The sequence below is a fragment of the Acidobacterium sp. FHG110202_01 genome (genome assembly GCF_059115305.1).
Map to the genome: position 1 here is coordinate 722,201 of NZ_JBZYWJ010000001.1, position 17,678 is coordinate 739,878.

General features: G+C 57.8%; 11 protein-coding genes. 6 read left to right on the plus strand and 5 right to left on the minus strand.

The window, feature by feature from the left end; genetic code table 11:
• Positions 1-23: 23 nt before the first annotated feature.
• The gene (locus AC5S16_RS02980) at positions 24-2,072 is read left to right on the plus strand and encodes a fused MFS/spermidine synthase (RefSeq protein WP_493928519.1); all 2,049 of its coding nucleotides are present in this window, start codon (positions 24-26) and stop codon (positions 2,070-2,072) included.
• Between the two features lie 128 nt (positions 2,073-2,200).
• Here AC5S16_RS02980 and AC5S16_RS02985 read toward each other — a convergent pair whose 3' ends face one another.
• Entirely contained in the window at positions 2,201-3,031 is an 831-nt protein-coding gene (locus AC5S16_RS02985) for a hypothetical protein (protein WP_493928520.1), read from the minus strand.
• A gap of 99 nt (positions 3,032-3,130) precedes the next feature.
• Entirely contained in the window at positions 3,131-4,450 is a 1,320-nt protein-coding gene (locus tag AC5S16_RS02990) for a tetratricopeptide repeat protein (RefSeq protein ID WP_493928521.1), read from the minus strand.
• A gap of 367 nt (positions 4,451-4,817) precedes the next feature.
• On the opposite strand from AC5S16_RS02990, the gene AC5S16_RS02995 reads away from it, so the two are divergent.
• Positions 4,818-5,531 (plus strand): SDR family oxidoreductase, encoded by a 714-nt coding sequence (locus tag AC5S16_RS02995; protein ID WP_493928522.1) that lies wholly within the window; start codon positions 4,818-4,820, stop codon positions 5,529-5,531.
• A 75-nt stretch (positions 5,532-5,606) separates the two neighbouring features.
• On the opposite strand, the gene AC5S16_RS03000 is transcribed toward AC5S16_RS02995, so the two are convergent.
• The 3 genes from AC5S16_RS03000 to AC5S16_RS03010 form a co-directional block, all read right to left on the minus strand.
• Positions 5,607-8,240, minus strand: coding sequence for an ABC transporter permease (locus AC5S16_RS03000; RefSeq protein WP_493928645.1), 2,634 nt, complete (start codon positions 8,238-8,240; stop codon positions 5,607-5,609).
• Positions 8,241-8,316: 76 nt separating this feature from the next.
• The gene (locus AC5S16_RS03005) at positions 8,317-10,953 is read right to left on the minus strand and encodes an ABC transporter permease (protein WP_493928523.1); all 2,637 of its coding nucleotides are present in this window, start codon (positions 10,951-10,953) and stop codon (positions 8,317-8,319) included.
• A 23-nt stretch (positions 10,954-10,976) separates the two neighbouring features.
• Entirely contained in the window at positions 10,977-11,306 is a 330-nt protein-coding gene (locus tag AC5S16_RS03010) for a PadR family transcriptional regulator (protein ID WP_493928524.1), read from the minus strand.
• Positions 11,307-11,685: 379 nt separating this feature from the next.
• Between AC5S16_RS03010 and smc the strand changes: the two genes are divergently transcribed.
• The 4 genes from smc to AC5S16_RS03030 all read left to right on the plus strand — a co-directional run bounded on the left by smc (position 11,686) and on the right by AC5S16_RS03030 (position 17,612).
• Complete coding sequence (gene smc / locus AC5S16_RS03015; protein ID WP_493928525.1) at positions 11,686-15,525, plus strand: chromosome segregation protein SMC; 3,840 nt, start codon at positions 11,686-11,688, stop codon at positions 15,523-15,525.
• Positions 15,526-15,771: 246 nt separating this feature from the next.
• Positions 15,772-16,665, plus strand: coding sequence for a phosphoribosylaminoimidazolesuccinocarboxamide synthase (locus AC5S16_RS03020; protein WP_493928526.1), 894 nt, complete (start codon positions 15,772-15,774; stop codon positions 16,663-16,665).
• 66 nt (positions 16,666-16,731) lie between these two features.
• On the plus strand, positions 16,732-17,316 hold the full coding sequence (locus AC5S16_RS03025) for a CvpA family protein (protein WP_493928527.1): 585 nt from the start codon (positions 16,732-16,734) through the stop codon (positions 17,314-17,316).
• Between the two features lie 17 nt (positions 17,317-17,333).
• Positions 17,334-17,612 (plus strand): helix-turn-helix domain-containing protein, encoded by a 279-nt coding sequence (locus tag AC5S16_RS03030; protein WP_493928528.1) that lies wholly within the window; start codon positions 17,334-17,336, stop codon positions 17,610-17,612.
• Positions 17,613-17,678 lie beyond the last annotated feature (66 nt).

Genomic DNA, 17,678 nt, shown 5'->3' on the forward strand with positions numbered 1-17,678 from the left:
CGTGCCGCTGGATGCGCAATCCTATGGCCCTGCTCACGCTTCTTTACGCTTGCGTTGTCTTCCTGAGCGCGTTTCTTCTTTTCCTGGTGCAGCCCATTGTCGCCAAGCAGCTTCTCCCTGTGCTTGGCGGATCAGCCGCAGTGTGGACCACCTGCCTCGTCTTCTTCCAGATGGGCCTACTTCTCGGCTACCTCTATGCCGACCGAGTAGCGATGCGCCTCAAGCCCAGGGCGCAGGCCTTCGCGCATGTTCTGCTGCTGGCTGCGGCGCTGGCAACATTGGGGCTGCATATCCGTCCGAATTTGTGGGCGGCAACGTGGCATCCATTTCTTACTGTTTTTCTATTGCTGAGCCTCATTATCGGATTGCCCTATCTCGCGCTCTCGGCAACTACGCCACTGCTGCAGGCGTGGTATTCCGGCAGCTTTCAGGCGGTGCTTCCCTATCGCCTGTTTTCTCTTTCGAACGCGGGATCGCTGCTGGCGCTCGTGATTTATCCAGTGCTGATCGAGCCGTACTTCACGCTGCGGACACAGACGCGCGCGTGGTCGACGGTATTTTTCATCTTTGCCGTGCTTTGCGGCGGCATTGCCTGGAGCGTCCGCACCACGCTGCCCGATCGCGTGGCCCCGGAAGCTAACACAGCCCCTGCTATTTCAAAAGCCCGGCGCGTGCTCTGGATCCTGCTGCCCTGCTGCTCTTCCCTTTTGCTCTGCGCCTTCACCAGCCACCTGAGCCAGAACATCGCAGCTATTCCCCTGCTCTGGATTCTCCCTCTGGCGGCCTACCTGCTCAGCTTTATCCTCGCGTTTCATTCGCCGAGCGCCTATCCGCGCTGGATGATGCTGCGACTTGCAGCCTGTACGCTCGGCGTTCTTGGATATGTCGGCTACAACACGCACACCACGCTGCCGGTGCAGGTGCTGGTACCGCTTTACTGCATTTCGCTGTTTATGCTGTGCTTTTTTCTCCACGGCGAGCTTTACAGATTGCGGCCTACCACAGGCGGAGCTACCGGCTTTTACCTCTTGCTCTCTTTCGGTTCCGCTATGGGAGCGCTCTTTGTCGGCGTCATTGCTCCCCTTATCTTCCGCGCCAACTATGAGCTCATTATTGGCCTCGTGCTCACAACCATCCTGGCCCTTGCCGTTACATGGGATTTCGGCATCATGGCGCGTATTTTCTGGACGGCCGGCATCCTTGCTTTCTTTTGGATTGGCATTGTGCAGGCACGTTCATGGCGTCAGAACACGCTAGTTCAGCTGCGCAGTTTCTACGGAACGCTGCGCGTCACCGAGACGCATTGGCCTCCGCAAGCCGAAGTCACGCGCACGCTGTATCACGGGACCATCCAGCACGGCACGCAGATGTTCGGCAACGGAATGCGCATGGAGCCGGCGTCGTATTATGCGCCGGAATCAGGCATTGGCCTTACCCTGCGTTTGTGCTGCGAAGGCCGTACGAAGCATGTCGGGATTGTCGGCCTGGGCGCGGGAGCATTAGCCGCCTACGGACAGCCGGGAGATACCTTCCGTTTCTATGAGATCGATCCGCTGGTCGAGCGCGTTGCACGCGAGCTATTTACCTACCTGCGGGAAACGCCGGCGAAGACTGACGTTGTCCTTGGTGACGCGCGTTACTCGCTCAACCTCGACCGCAGCGGGTCATTCGATGTGCTGGTACTCGACGCATTTTCCGGTGATGCGGTTCCTGTCCATCTGCTGACGGAACAGGCACTGGTCCTCTATCGCAAGCACCTCACGCCGGATGGCATTCTCGCCTTCCACATCTCGAGCCAGTATCTCGACCTCGAGCCGGTGCTCGCGCGTGAGGCGCAGCAGGCAGGAATGCATGCCATCACCATCCACTCCCCGGCAAGCGATGCGCGTGGCGTCTTCATGTCCGATTGGGTGCTGCTCACCAATAACGAGCATTTTCTGGCGCAGCCTGAAGTCGTCAACGCCTCGCATCCGGCTCTGGCGCGTGACAATGTCCGTCTCTGGACGGACAACTATGTCAGCGTTCTGCCGATCCTGAAGTGGACGCCTCGGAGTCAACCGCCGAATCACTAGGCAGTGTCTGACAAATCATCCATGTGCAGGGCCGGGGCTGGAAGCCCCTGTGTTTCAACTTTATTCACCGGCCTAAAAGGCCGGTGCTTCTACCAGAAACCATGTATTCCGATTCGTCAGACACTGCCCTAATGCGGCATAGGCTTGGCCGGGGGAGCAGGCGGCTGCGGCATCTGCTTTACCGGAGGCTCCTTGATCTGCCGGACTACAGGCTCGCCAAAGGCATGCTCTCCGTCGTTTACCGCAACGATATGGCCTGCATCGTTGTAGGTGATGGCCCACAGCCTGAAGTCCTTCCGCGAGACAGGCTCGGCAAAGCGCACTTCGTGTTCTTTTCCATCTACGGAGATGTGCATCGTCGGCTGCGGCGCCCGGATCATGTGCACATCGCTGCTCGGGTCTTTGGGAATGGGGAAATTCGCTCCTGTCATCTCTGCATAGCAGGCTGAAAGGGTCAGCCACTTACCATCGGGAGCACTGTTCTGGCGGGCAAGATCAGCCGGCACCACCTCGCTGAACAACTGGAAATTCCTGGGGTCCACCCCGGCTGGCTTGAAGCGCGTTGTCCCGTTGCTTAGTACAGGCACAACCCGGATGCGGCCGCCTCCGCGCGGTATCAGCAATGTGAAGAGCGATGTCGCACCCGCAGCATTTGTGCTGCTGTAGCGCAGCACGATGTAATCCGGAGCCATTGGGCAGATGACCTGCTGGTACGTCCAGCCCGGCGTGCCCATGTCGTAGCCGTAGAACTCCGCCTCAGCCAGCATCTCTCGGTGACGCTGATTGAGGATCGCGGCATCCGTGGAATCGACCTGGTCCGACGCGCGATGTTCGAGCGAAAAATATTCAGGCGGCTGCGGAGAGGCAAATGCAGATGGCGGTGGAGTCTGAGAGAAAACCACTGAAGTTGCAGAAAGGAAAAGAGCTGTCAGGGGAAACACGCTCAAGAATTTCTTCATGCGCTTTTACTCTAACATCTTCTCCCAAGGCCGCCCCACCTCTCTGAAAATAACAAAGGCAGCCGACTGGCTGCCTTTGTGCTCTCCTCAAAAGAGGAATTACATTCCGCTCGGGCGGCGGCGGGTGGTAGCAGGCCGCTTCGCCGGCGTCTTCTTTGCCGCCTGTGACTCGCCATCCTTCAGGATGATCATCGGCGGGTTCTGCGTGTATGAATCGAACGTCCCGATGAGCGTTATCTGAGAATTGGGCTGCGGTATATCCTTGAGCGGGGTCTTCATGTTGATGGTAAAGTCCGCTTTCTGCGACTGCTTGGCATCGTCAGAGACCGCGAGCTGTACCGAATCGGCAGTGGCTGTGACCACGGTTCCCGGCACCTCGGCAGTCACACCCTTCAAAACATCCCATACCTTGCCGGCATCTTCTTCCGAGCCATTGGCGAGGATGAACTCCTTGTCAGCCAGCGCCAGCGTCTTCAGGTCAGGCGTGCTGGTCACAGCCTGGTGAGCCAGGTCCTTGGGTGACGGCGGAGGCGGCGCGGGTGTCGGCTTATAAGTATCCGGCGGGAAGAGGTTTGCCTGGGCCAGCTGCTGGACCTGGTCATAGCCGTCCATGCCGCCGTGGTACTTTTTGTACCAGTATTGTGCAGCCTGAGAGATCTGATCCTTGTAAGGCGGCTGCGCAAATTGCGCGGCACGCGTGAGGAACCAGATGCCGTTTACCAGATCCTTGGGATCCTGCTGTACATATGCATTGCCGAGGTTGTAGACAGCGATCAGGCCGGGGCCGGGTGTCTGCGTCTGCGCTACGTCTATGGCCTTCAGTTCGGCGGTGTAAGCGTCGATCGCAGCCTTGTAGTCTTTCTTCGCTACGGCATCTGCGCCAATCGCATCTTCAAAAATCTGCGTGGATGCTGCCTTCAGCTTCTGGTAGTCGGCGTCCGACATGTTCGCAGGCTTGGAAGCACTCAACCCCTGCTGCGCTTTGGCCGCGGCATCGTCCAGCTTCGACTGGTCGCCCTGGGCTGTGCTCTTTTCGAGGTAAACAACGAATGTGAGAGCGCGAAGATTGCTGGGATCGACAGTCAGCAGCCGCTTGGCGGCATCGAGCGTCTTGTTGGCGTCGCCGCTCTGCTGATAAGCAGCCATCAACTGCTCCAGCACATCTGTCTTCACTTTGCTGTTGGGATACTGCTGAAGAAACTGTTCAAGCGCGGCAGCTTTCTGCGCCGGAGCAGACTGGCCTACTGCATTGGTGTAGGCGTTGTACTCGGCTGGATCTGAAATCGTGATCTGGCCTGACTGACCTGCCTGTCCTGACTGCGCACCCTGACTCTGGTCGTCGATCGCAAGCGCGGCGGGCATGTAGCACGCGGCGCCGGTAGTGACGGCCAAAACGGAAGCAAATACGACCTTCTTCATTCAACGCTCCTAGGAAAATTCCCTGAATTATTGCTAATGCGGATTGGAGGGTGCTCCACCTGCATTGAAGCATACCAGTCTTTCGTGACGGAAAAGCTGTTATGTCGATGCGATGTGGTGAATTATAGAAACCCAAAGCTATGAGTGACAAGTAAACGCTTTTCCAAATTCAGTCAATCCGAAAAATTGAGATGCACCCGCGCCGTCCGGCGTTGACTCATCCCGCTATGCAACCTAATGACACCGTAAATGCATCTACGGTGCCCGTAATTTCACAATATTTATAAAACTATAGTGATTTAAGCGCCGCCAGGATGCTTCATCAGGGTAGTTCGCATTCGTAGCCAGGTGGGATAAAGTACTTTCCATGCCAGAACTCACAGGACAATTAGCCATCGTCACCGGGGCAGCGCGCGGCATCGGCGAAGCCATCAGCAAACGCCTCGCCGCCATGGGAGCCACCGTTCTCCTGACCGCCCGCGACACGGCCCAGCTGGACCGCGTCAAGCTCGAAATCCAGGTCAAAGGCGGCATCGCAGAAACGGCACATCTCGACCTGCTCGACGAACCATCCATCGCGCGCCTGGCAACGCTGGTCAAAAGCCGCTATCGCCGCTGCGACATCCTGGTGAATAACGCCGGCATCGGCCTCATGGGCAAGCCTCTCCATGAAACCAGCCCCGCAGAATGGGATGCGCTCATGGGCACGAACCTGCGCGGCCCCTACCTGATGACGCGCGCCTTCGCACCCCTGATGATCGAGACCCGCTCCGGACACATCATCAATATTTCGTCGCTCGCAGGCCACAATCCCCTGCCCAACGGGACAGCCTACTCCGCCTCAAAGTGGGGCCTGAACGGGCTGACCTACTCGCTGGCCGAAGAGCTGCGCCCGCACAACATCCGCGTCTCGGTCGTGGCCCCCGGATCGGTCAACACGCAGTTCGGAGGCGGCATGCGCTCGAACCCCGACAAGAGAATCCAGCCGGACGATGTAGCCCACGTCGTCGCCATGCTGGTCACCCAGGCGCCGCAGTCCTTTGTCAGCGAAGTTTTGATGCGGCCTACGCAGAAGCCGTAAGAAATCAGGGAATTAGAGATTAGGGAATAGCGCAGCTGTACATTGCCCCTGTTCCCTGTCCTCTTTATTCCTGTCTCACTCCGCTCGCAGCGCCTCCATAGGATTCACTGACGCCGCCCGCCGCGCCGGCAGGAAACTTGCCACCAGCGCGCAAAGCCCGAGCAGCACCGCCACAGCGACAAGGGTAGGAGCATCCCACGCCTGCACGCCGAACAGCAGCTTCCGCATCAGCGTTGCTGCGGCGAGCGAGCACACCAGCCCGGCCACAATCCCGATACCGGCGAGTATGCCGGCCTCTCGCAAAATAAGGCAGTACACGGATCCGCGCTGCGCGCCAAGGGCCATCCTGACACCAATTTCGCGCGTCCTCTGGCTTACGGAGTACGCGATCACTCCATAGAGCCCCACCACGCTCAGCAGCAGAGCCAGTGCCGCAAACCCTCCCACCAGCCATGCCGATAAGCGGTGCACATAGGCCGTCAGCATATCGTTGATATGATCCGTCATCGTGATCTCATTTCTTACGCCGACATTGGGATCAAGCTGATGAATCGCAGCAACCAGTGTCGGCAGTATCTTCTCCGGATCCTGCTCCTGAGCTGTACGCACTACCAGGAAAAAATAAGTGCCTGCATTCTGATTGAAAGAGAAATACACGGCCGGCCGGATCTCCTCATCCAATTGGCCTTCGCGAATATCTTCGACCACGCCCACTATTTGCCGCAGCGACATTGGCGAAAGCTCCTGATCGCCAATTGTTTTGCCAATAGGGTCTTCGTTCGGGAAGAACTGCTTTACAAATGCCTGATTGACAATGACGACCGAAGGCTTCGAAGCATCGTCCACATTGGTAAAGAATCGTCCGCGAATCAGCCTGGTTCGCAGCACTTTGAAGTAATCACCGCCGATCTGCCGTACGTTTGCAACAGTGCGTTCTCCATTCCACGGATGCCCCAGCACTCGTACTCCGGACGCAGGACAGTTACAGCTCACCGGGAGACTATCGGTATGTCCAACAGAGACGACTCCAGGTACGGTTGCAAGACGCTCTACCACTCGCCGTGAAAGCGCCACTTGCTGCTGAGCTTTTCCATAACTCGTATCGATCTCCAGAGCGGCTATGTGATCGGGACGGAAGTTCAGATCCACATGGAGCAAACGGTAAGAGCTCTTGCCCAGCAGTCCCGCGCATGCAAGCAGGACCATCGCAATCGCTATTTCCACCGCTACAAGAGTCGAACCGAAACGCTTCCATGTCGTGCCGGCGGCGCTGCGTCCACCTTCGGTAAGATCGCCGCGCAAATCCGATACTGACAGCCGCAGCGCAGGAGTCACAGTAAACACCACAACCGCGATCAGCGAAATGACGCAGGCAAAGAGCACCACATGTGTATGCAGTCCGATTCCCTGCAGATATGGCATTCCGCGGAGCACGCGCTCCGGCATCAGACTGAACATCAACGGAATAAGCACATATGCGGCAGCCAGCGCCAGCACGATGGAAAACGCCACCAGCATGAATCCTTCCGTTACGAACTGCAACACCAGCCGCCCCGTAGATGCGCCCAGCGCTCCTCGCAAAGCCATTTCACGCCTGCGGTTTTCTGCGCGAACCAGCAACAGGCTCGCGACATTCACGCAGGCAATCAGCAGCAGGAGTCCTGCTCCGCTCAGCAGTACCAGCAGAATGGGGCGTATATCGCCGACAATATCGTCGCTGAGCCCTATCACTTGCGCGCTCCACCCCTGGTTGGATTGTGGATATTCCTTTTCCAGCTGCGCCGCAATCGTCTTTGTATCGGCCAGGGCAGCCCGGACAGAGATGCCATCTTTTAAGCGTGCTAATCCTGTATAGTTGCGGCAACCTATGCCTCTTCCGCAGGGATCAGGATCATGGATCGTCACCCAGAGCTCAGCAGCGCGCGGAGGGAAAAAGAAATCACGCGGAAGAACACCAATCACGGTGTAGGACGTATCGTCCAGCGTCACAGATTGACCAATTACGCCCTGTCGCCCACCAAAACGTCTCTGCCATGTGCCATAGGGCAATAAGACCGTTCGCGGCGCTGCAGGAGTATCGTCTGCATCGGTAAAACCGCGGCCCAGCACCGGAGTCACGCCCAGTGAACGAAAGAACCCGCCACTCACACGAGCCGCGCGCAGAGACTCGGTTCCTGCAGGGCTTCTCCGTAGATACGCCGTAGGCACCCATGCCTCAAAAGAACTGAAGACCTTGTTCGCGTTCTTCCAATCCTGATAGTCGTCATAAGAAAGACTGCACCGCAGACAATCACTTGAGCTTTCATAGACGCTCACCAGTCGCGAGGGGTTCTCGTACGGCAGAGGCTGGATCAGTGCCGCATCCACAAACGCAAAGATCGACACGCTGGCTGCAATCCCCAGCGCCAGCACCAGAATCGCCGTCGCAGCAAATCCTGGGTTCTTCTTCAGCTGCCGTAGTGCAAACCGCAAATCCTGCATGACGCTCTCAAACTGAAATCCGACCACCTCATGGCTCCGCTCCTTGAGCCGCAGATCATTCCCGAACTGCCGCCGCGCCGCATGACGGGCTTCTTCCGAAGAAACTCCATCTGTCGCCAGTTCTTCCTCAGCCAGTGTGCGATGAAAAGCCATTTCCTCATCCAGCTCGCGCTGAAACTTTTCACGGCGCAGCAGAATCCCTAATTTCCGAAACCATCTCAACAACACTTCCATCATTCCCTTTCAGCTGTTGTCATCCTTCGTAAAGCGAAGGAGCGCAAGCGTCCGCCTGGACGGCAAGTCCTTACTCAGCCCGCAACGCTTCCACTGGATTGACCGAAGCCGCCCTCTGCGCAGGCCGCAACGTAGCCAGCACTACGGGAACAATCAGCATGGCGATCGCGCCCAGATACACAACTGGATCATTCGGAGTGACGCCATAAAGCTGGCTGCGCAGCAGTCTTGTCAGCAGGAGCGATATGCAAATCCCGGCGCTAAGTCCGATCAACGCAGAGACCATCACACGGCGCACAAACAGCAGAGAAATCTGACTGCGCGTGGCTCCCAGGGCCATGCGCACTCCGATCTCCTGCGTGCGCTGCGCTACTGAATATGCGACGACTCCATAAATCCCCACGCAGGCCAGCGCCAGCGCAATCACAGAAAAGGCCGCGACCAACGCCATGTTCAGCCCCGGCTGCGCTACCGCTTCGCTGAGCATGTCATCCATTGAGCTGATCTTCCCGATTGCCTGCTGCGGATCGACCTGGTGCACCTGTTCCTGCACTGCCTTGATCATTTGCTCCGCAGGCACGTGCGAGCGGACAACAAAATACCGCTGCACCACGCCTCCATCCGCATCTGCCTGCCAGTAGACCTCCGGGCCAACTCCTTTTGCAATGGAGCCGCCGATACCGCGAACATTGGCAATCACTCCGATAATCTCGAAAGGCTTGCCGAGGACAATCAGGTGCCTCCCCAGCGGATTTCCGCCGGGAAGATACTGCTGCGCCAGTTGCTGGTTGATCATGATCCTGCCCGGGTTGCTCTTTATATCTGCTTCGGTGAACGACCGTCCCGCCACAATCGGAATCCCCATGGCGCGGAAATAATCTCCCCCGACGTTCCGGTCTTCCGCATTGATTGCAGGCTTGTCGGGAACGCGCGGCAGCCAGTCCGCGTCGAAGTTACTGCGCAGCCGCCACTCGACAATCGGCGGCGCGTCGGTCTCCCCTGCTGCAATCACTCCGGGCAGCGCCTCAATCCTTTGCTGCACGTTTGTATAAAAGTTCTCAATCTGCGCTTCTTTGCTGTTCCACGGCAGATTGATGGCAAATGTCAGCACGTGGTCAGGTTGAAATCCCAGCGGCGACTTCACCAGCTTCCACAGCGACTCAGCCAGAAGTGACGCGCCAATGAGCAGAACCAGAGAAAGCCCAACCTGAATCGAAATAAATGCGCTGCGGACTTTGTTCCCCGCCGATCCGGCCATGTGCAGTTCGCCGCGCTTGAGACTGGTGTTCAGCTCTATATGTTTGTTCTGGAATACGGGTGCGAATCCAAGCCCAATCCCGGCGGCGACCGAAATAGCGAAGGCCAGCCATGCTGCGGGCCAGTTCATCGTAACTGTGCCGGGTACTCCGAGCCTTCCCGGCAGCTTCGCCGCTACAGCATGCACCAGCGCGAAAGCCGCTCCCAGTCCGATACTGCCTCCGACCAATGCCACCAGCATGCTTTCAGTAAGAAACTGCAGCCGGATGCGTCCTTCCGATGCGCCCAGCGCGCGCCGCAAGGTAACTTCGCGCTCGCGGGAGGCCGCACGGGATAAAAGCAGATTGGCGATATTGATGCAGGCAATCATCAGCAGGAAGCCGGAGGCGATCAGCAACACAATCAGCGCCGGCCGCAGTTCGCCATACAGGTAATCCCGCAGCGATTTCATATCAAACCGCCACATCGCATCTGAGCCGGGATATTCGCGTTGCAGCTGGTCGCCGATGCGCTTCAGATCATCTTCTGCAGCGTTCAGCGAGACGCCGGATTGCAGACGCCCATAAACATTGATGAAATGCGAGCTATCCAGACGGTTCTTGCTCCATTCGGAGGGATCGAAATGCGCAGGTTTCCATAGATCAATCCCACTGGGCATATGAAAACCCTGGGGCATCACACCGACGATCGTTGCTGCCTTCCGGTCAAGCGTCACCTGTCTGCCAATTACACGCGAATCGCCGTCAAACATCTGCTGCCATGCCCCATAGCTCAACACCACCGCGTCTGGCGCTGTGGGCCCATCGTCCTGCTCATTGAACGTGCGCCCCAGCAACGGCTGCACGCCAAGAACCTTCCAGAATTCGGCATTCGCGCCCACAGCTTTCATCGATATGGGCAGATGCGTTCCGGCAATCAATGTCGGATGATCAAAAAAGAAGAACCCGAGACTGTCGAAAGACCAGTTGCGCGCCTTGAGATCAAAAAACCTCTGCACTCCCACCAACCCTGAAGTTGATTGCCCCTGCAGCCTCACATCTTCGACGCGAACGATACGGTTGGCATCGGGATAAGGCAGACTGCGCAGCAGAGTCGAATACACAAGGGTGAAGATCGCCGTCGTCGCGCCAATACCAAGCGCAAGCGTAAGAACTACGGCAAGCACGAACCCGGGCGCCTTGATGAACTGCCGCAGGGCATAGCGGCAATCCTGCAGAACGCTCTCAAACCAGAATCCCGTCACCTCGCGGCTCCGTTCTTTCAACAACAGGTCATTCCCGAATTGCCGATTCGCCGCATGGCGGGCCTCTTCTGGAGGCATCCCGCCGGCGCGCATCTCCTCTTCTGCCTGCGCGCGATGGAATGTCATCTCTTCATCCAGTTCTCTATGGAATTTCTTGCGACTGATAAGCAGTTGCACCTTCCTTAACTGACAAAACAGCCAATTCATACCACCCTCCACGCCTGAGCCTGCTACGTCTCCTGCAAAACCCGTCCGATGGCCGCAATCATTACTTCGAATTGCGACATCTCCGTACCTAATTGCTTCTTCCCTGCCGCAGTCAGCGTGTAATACCGCGCCCTCCGGTTGGTCTCTGTTGTCTTCCACTCCGCCTTCACCCATCCCTGCAGCAGCAGCCGCTGGAGCGCGGGGTAGAGCGAGCCTTCTTCCACCGTCAGCACATCGTCGGAAACGCGCTTGATCGAAGCCGCGATGCCATAGCCGTGCAATGGACCGCGCGTCAGGGTTTTCAGGATCAGCATGTCGAGAGTGCCGGGCAGCAGTTCGGGTTTCTTTGCCATGTCCTCTACCGTAGATAATCTATGGATAGAAAGTCAATGCCCAATTGATTGGATTGCGGCTGCGATCCAAGGTCACGAAAGGCACCAAACCCGGCAACTTCTCACACCTTTTTCACTTGTTCGGCCAGTCAGAACGGGACTACTCTCGAATCATCTGGCAATTCTCCCGGCGACCGTCTTCGCACTGTGTTTCAGCGTCTAAGAACCTGCAAAGAAAGCCTCGTTTTGAGACAATATCTGCAGGCCTGCTCCCATTTGTGGAGTTTAGGACAGCTTATCCACAAGATGTTGGGGTGCCAGTGTTGATTCCGCCCTTTCATAACGCTACAGTTTCATCTGATAGCGACTCTCCGAGGCCCTTAAAGAGGAGTACATCCGCATGCTGAAGCTGAAAAAAATCCAGATCCTGGGCTTTAAGTCCTTTTGCGACCGCACCGAGGTGGCGCTGCCCGGCACCGGCATCGCTGTCGTCGTAGGCCCCAATGGATGCGGTAAGTCCAACATTCTGGACGGTGTAACCTGGGTGCTCGGCGAGCAGAGTGCGAAGAGTCTGCGCGGCGGCAAGATGGAAGACGTCATCTTTGCCGGAACGCGCGACCGCAAGCCACTGGGCATGGCCGAGGTCTCGATCACCCTCATCGATCCCGAAGCCTACAACGGCGGACCGCTGCTCGATGAGCCGGAAGTCGTTGTCGAAAACGAGCTTGATCCCGATTGGGATGAAGAAAAGCTGCGCGCCGAGCGTGCTGCCGAAGTCGAAGAGATCATCGCCGAATCGCAACCCGGCCAGGTCATCGAAGGCGAAGCTCCTCCGCCGCAGCCAGCGGAAGGCCAATCCGAAGGCGCGGCACAGAATAATGTCGTCCTCAAGATTCGCCGCCGCAAGTTCCAGAAGACTCCTCAACAGGGCGAGATCGTTGTTACGCGCCGGCTCTTCCGCACCGGCGACAGCGAGTACCTTTTGAACGGCAAGCTCTGCCGCCTGCGCGATATTCAGGACATCTTCATGGGCACAGGACTCGGCCCCGAGTCCTACGCCATCATCGGGCAGGAGCGCATCGGCCAGCTGCTCAGTTCGAAACCGCATGACCGCCGCGCCATCATTGAAGAGGCTGCCGGCATCACGCGCTTCAAGACCAAGAAGCGCCTAGCCGAGCTCCGCCTCGAGCAGGCTAAGCAGAACCTCGCGCGCGTGAATGATATCTTCGAGGAAGTCACACGTCAGATGGGCTCGCTCAAGCGACAGGCTGCCAAGGCTGAGCGTTATGGCGCACTGCGCGATGAGATGCGCTCGCGTCTGCGCGTCGTGCTCACAAGCAAGATCGCTGCGATGGATTCAGAGCATACGCGCCTTGAAGAGGAGATCGCTTCCCTCTCCCACAAGATCGACGAACACAGTACCGAAGTCGAGACGCTCGACGCCGAGCACACCGCCGGCATTGAGCGCGGCTATGCGCTTGATGCCTCGGCCAAGGAAGCCACCAACCGCGCCAGCCAGAGCGCTGTTGAGCTTGAGCGCGCAACTACGCGCCAAAACGCAAACCAGGAGCGCATCGCCGAACTCGAGACGCGCACCGCATCGAGCACCGCGGAACTGGAACAGGCAAAACAGCAACTCGAAAGCCTCAAAGCCGAGCGCGAATCGAACCGGTCATTTCTTGAAAATGCCGCCAGCGAAGCCGAGAACTTCCGCCAGCAGGCGCAGGCCAAGCACCAGCAGGCGCGTGAGGTTGTCGCTGCCGTCTCTACAGCTGAGCAACGCGCCGAAGCATCGCGCCGTCAGGCCATGCAGTTGCTCCAACAGGTCGGCCAGACGCGCAACCATGCCGCGCAGGCTGAGGAATCACTCGCTGCTCTGGACCGCGATGCACAGCGCCTGGCAACAGAAATGGAGTCCGTCAAGCGCGATCTCGAATCGCTTGGCGCAGAGCGCGGACAGGTCTCCATCAAGTTCGAGTCCGCGACCGAAACGCTCAAGCGTCTCGAATCTGAGATTGCCGGGCTACGCAACGAAATCTCCGCAAAGCGCAATGAAGAGGCAGAAGCCAAAAAGCGCGGCGACCAGCTGCGCGCCGAGCATGCTACGCTTACCGGCCGCCGCAATTCGCTCGAAGGACTCATCCGCGAGCACAGTTATTCGACTGACACAGTACGCAAGCTGCTGCGCGCCAACTCTCTCGGCGGAGGGCTTGCTCCCGTAGGCACGCTTGCTGACTTCCTCGAAGTCACGGGGCAGCACGAGCACGTCGTCGACGAGTTCCTGCGCGATGAACTGAATTACATTGTCGTCAAGAGCTGGGACGCGGCCCACGAAGGCATGCGCCTGCTCAAGTCCGATGTGGATGGCCGCGCAACCTTCCTTGTGCATCCTGAAGATTCGCAGGCCAAGTTCTCCTTCGCCGGAGAAGGCGCCGCCAATCACTACGAACAGCAGCACGGCGTACTACCGCTCAAAAATTGCATCCGCGTACTCGATGGCTTCGGCAAATCGCTCGAAGTGATTCTGCCCAAGCTGCGCAACGGATACGTTACGCCGGACAACGAGACTGCGCGCTCGCTCGCGCTTGAAAATCCCAACGCCTTCTTCCTCGCTCCATCAGGCGAATGCTTCCACAATGTCACTGTTACTGGCGGCAAGCCCAGCGCTGCGGGTCCGCTCGCACTCAAGCGTGACCTGCGTGATGTCCAGCAGAAACTCGAGATCGTAGAAAAAGAGCTGGGACAGGCCGACATTGCCGCCGCCACACTGGCGCACGATCTCGCCGAGCTCACAAAACAACTCGATGCAAAGAGCGAAGCCCGGCACAATGCCGAGCGTGAGAGCGCGAACCAGAGCGCGGCTCTGCGGCAGATGGATTCAGAAAAGCAGCGGCTTGAGCGCCGCCTCGAGGATTGGAACCTGCAGAGTGAGCGCAACAAGGACGCGCGAGGCACCAAGCAGTCTCTCATCGAACAGAAGCGCGAAGAAATTGCGCAGATCGAGGCGCGTCATGCGGAGCACGAAGCGTCCATCGCCGATCTTCAGCAGCAGATGGAAGAGCTGCGCCGGACGCGCGACACCGCGCAGCAGGAAGCCGCGCAGGTCTCAGCCGAACTCGCAGGGCTTGAAGAGCGCCGCCGTGGAGCGGAAGCTGCATTCTCCCGTATCGACCGCCTGCACCGTGATCTCGAACATCGCGTTGCCCAGCTCGAACAGCAGCTCGCCGCATCGGCTGCGGAGCAACTGCAACGCGCGCAGGAAAACGAGCAGCTCGCCGTTCAGCAGCAGGAGCTTTCTCAACTTCGCCAGCAGGCTCTTGAAGAAGTTACGGGACTAGCCGTCCAGGCAGACGCGCTTCGCGCAATGCTTGCTGAAACTGAACGAAAACTCAAAACGCTGCGCACTGAAACCGACGCCCTGCGCGACGCACGCAGCACGCACAGCACCAGTGCTGCCACGCTCACTGCCGATCTCAAACACCTGGAAGAGAGCTGCATCAGCGATCTTGGCGTTGAAGCAGCAGCGCTGCGCGAAGACACGGAGGTCGTCCGCATTGAAGGCGAAGCGCTCTTCACTGAAGACGAGGCATGCCGCGAGCTCAAGCAGAAACTCGAAAACATGGGCCCGGTCAACATGATGGCGCTCGAAGAATACAAGGAGACCGAACAGCGTCATCAGTTCCTCGAAACGCAGCGCAAGGACCTCCTCGATTCGATCGACAACACGCAGGCCACCATCAAGGAAATCGACGAAATCTCACGCACGAAATTTGATGAGGCCTTCGTCCGCATTAATGAAAACTTCAGCGCGACCTTCGGCAGGCTCTTCGGCGGCGGACAGGCCTTCATGCGCCTTACCGACGAAGAAAATGCAGCCGACAGCGGCATCGATATCGTCGCGCAGCCGCCGGGCAAGAAGCTGCAGAACGTGTTCCTTCTTTCCGGCGGAGAGAAAGCTCTCACTGCGCTCTCGCTGCTCATGGGTATCTTCCAATATCAACCGAGCCCCTTCTGCGTGCTCGACGAAGTTGATGCGCCACTCGATGAGACCAATGTCGGCCGCCTTGCCGAGATGCTGGGCAACATGGCCAACGACACACAGTTTGTCATAGTTACGCACTCCAAGCGCATGATGACCTCTGCCGATCTCATCTACGGAGTCACCATGCAGGAGCCGGGCGTATCGAAAGTAGTGAGCGTGCGTCTAGGCGGGCAGGAAAGGCAGCGCGCCACAGCATAATGCCGGATGGGAGTAACAACAAACCATGGAGTTACTCCCTCAATCCTCACTCTTCACTTCAACAACATCCCGAATTTAATTTCGAGTATTCAATTTTCTTTATCCTTCACTTCCCTCTTGACAGTCATCTGTGCATAGTGGCAAGCATCGCGAACGATGCATGAACAGCGCGCGCACTGTGCGTTGACAAACTCTGCTGATGGAAGCAGAATCAATCTTCGAGCCCTTCTTCGAAAGGTATTCCCATTGCCAGTGCTTCTTGAGACCGAGTTCAGTGATCTTGTATTGCATGCACGTGGAAAGGTGCGTGATCTGTACTCGGTGGGCGAGTTCCTCCTGCTGGTGGCAACCGACCGCATCTCTGCATTCGATCATGTGCTCGCTACTGGAATTCCAGGCAAGGGCAAAGTGCTCACGCAGATTTCGCTCTTCTGGTTCGACTTCCTCAAGGACATCGTCCCTAATCACCTCATCACCGCGAACGTCGATGAATATCCGCACGAGCTTGCCGACTTTAAAGGCGAGCTGCGTGGCCGCTCCATGCTGGTGAAGCGCGCGCAGATGTTTCCGGTTGAGTGCGTGGTGCGCGGTTATCTTTCGGGATCGGGCTGGAAGGACTACCAGGCAACCGGCGCTGTCTGCGGCATCGCATTGCCCCAGGACCTGCGCGAATCAGACAAGCTGCCCGAGCCGATTTTCACTCCCGCAACCAAGAGCCTGCACGGCAAGCATGATGAAAATATTTCTTTCGAAGAGATGGTGAAGCTTGTCGGTACGCGCTCGGCAGAAAAATTGCGTGACCTGAGTCTTTCCATCTACCGCAAAGCGTCAGAACATGCAGAGAGCCGCGGGCTCATTCTAGCCGACACCAAGTTTGAGTTTGGAACAACTGCAGAAGGCATCATCCTTGCCGATGAAGTCCTCACGCCGGACTCCTCGCGCTTCTGGCCGCGCGCAGGATACGCACCCGGCGGACCGCAGCCTTCGTTCGACAAGCAGTTTGTCCGCGATTATCTCGAAAGTATTCACTGGAACAAGCAGGCTCCTGCGCCCGCTCTTCCGGATGACGTAGTGAAGAAAACGCAGGAAAAATATTTTCAGGCCTATGAGCTGCTGACGGGAAAACCGCTGGCGCTCTAAACCCCGGGTCAGCTTCACAAACCTGAAGTACCCGAAGTTCGTTGTTGTAAAGGACAAAGATCGCGCATGGCGCCGATAGATTGGGCGATTGCTATCATCCTGATCGTTTCCGTGTTAAGCGCGGCAAAACATGGTTTCTTTGTCGAGGCCTTCTCGCTTGCCGGAGTCGTGCTGGGCATACTCCTCGCAAGCTGGAACTATCAGAAGCTGCTCCCCTGGGTCGAGAGCTGGGTGCACTCACCGGGAGCAGCCGAAGCAATTGCATTTGTCGTCATTGCAGTAGTTGTAATGATTGCTGCCGGGCTTGCTGGCCGCTTCGTACGCTGGTCTGCCCGGTCCATAGGACTTGGCTGGGCCGACCGTTTGATCGGCGCCGCATTCGGTTTCCTGAAAGGCTGTGTACTGGTGACATTGGGCGTGATGGCTATTGCTGCTTTCCTGCCCCATGCCACCTGGATGGAGAACTCACGATTCGCGCCATACTTTCTATCCGTGGCGCATGAGGCATCCATCGTTACTCCAGCCGATCTTAGCCGCCGTATCCGCGACGGAGTGAAACTGATTCGCGACGCGCAGCCGGATTGGCTCAAACCGAACGCAGCAGACAGGCCCTTAGGAACGGAAGAACAACCGGAAAACCATCCGGCATAAAAAAGAAAGAGGGATTTGTGAAACGCGAACTGGAAAATCTTGTGACAGCGATGCACTCGGGCGGCATAACCTACGCCGAAGCCGTGCGCGAATTCAAGCGCCGTTATCTCATCACCGTGCTTGCGCACCACAAGGGAAACCAGTGTAAGGCAGCAAAGGAACTCGGCATGCACCGCAATACTCTCAGCCGCACCCTCGCCGAGCTCGACATCGACTCCACGCAGATCCGCCTGGGACTCAAGCGCCCGCCACGCAGCGAACGCCCCGTCTTCGAGGTGCGTCAAATCGCCCGCTGAACTGCTCGTTCAGCGACACGCGCTTCGCGCCATTCTTGCCCGTGGGAGGAGCGTCAACCTCATGCC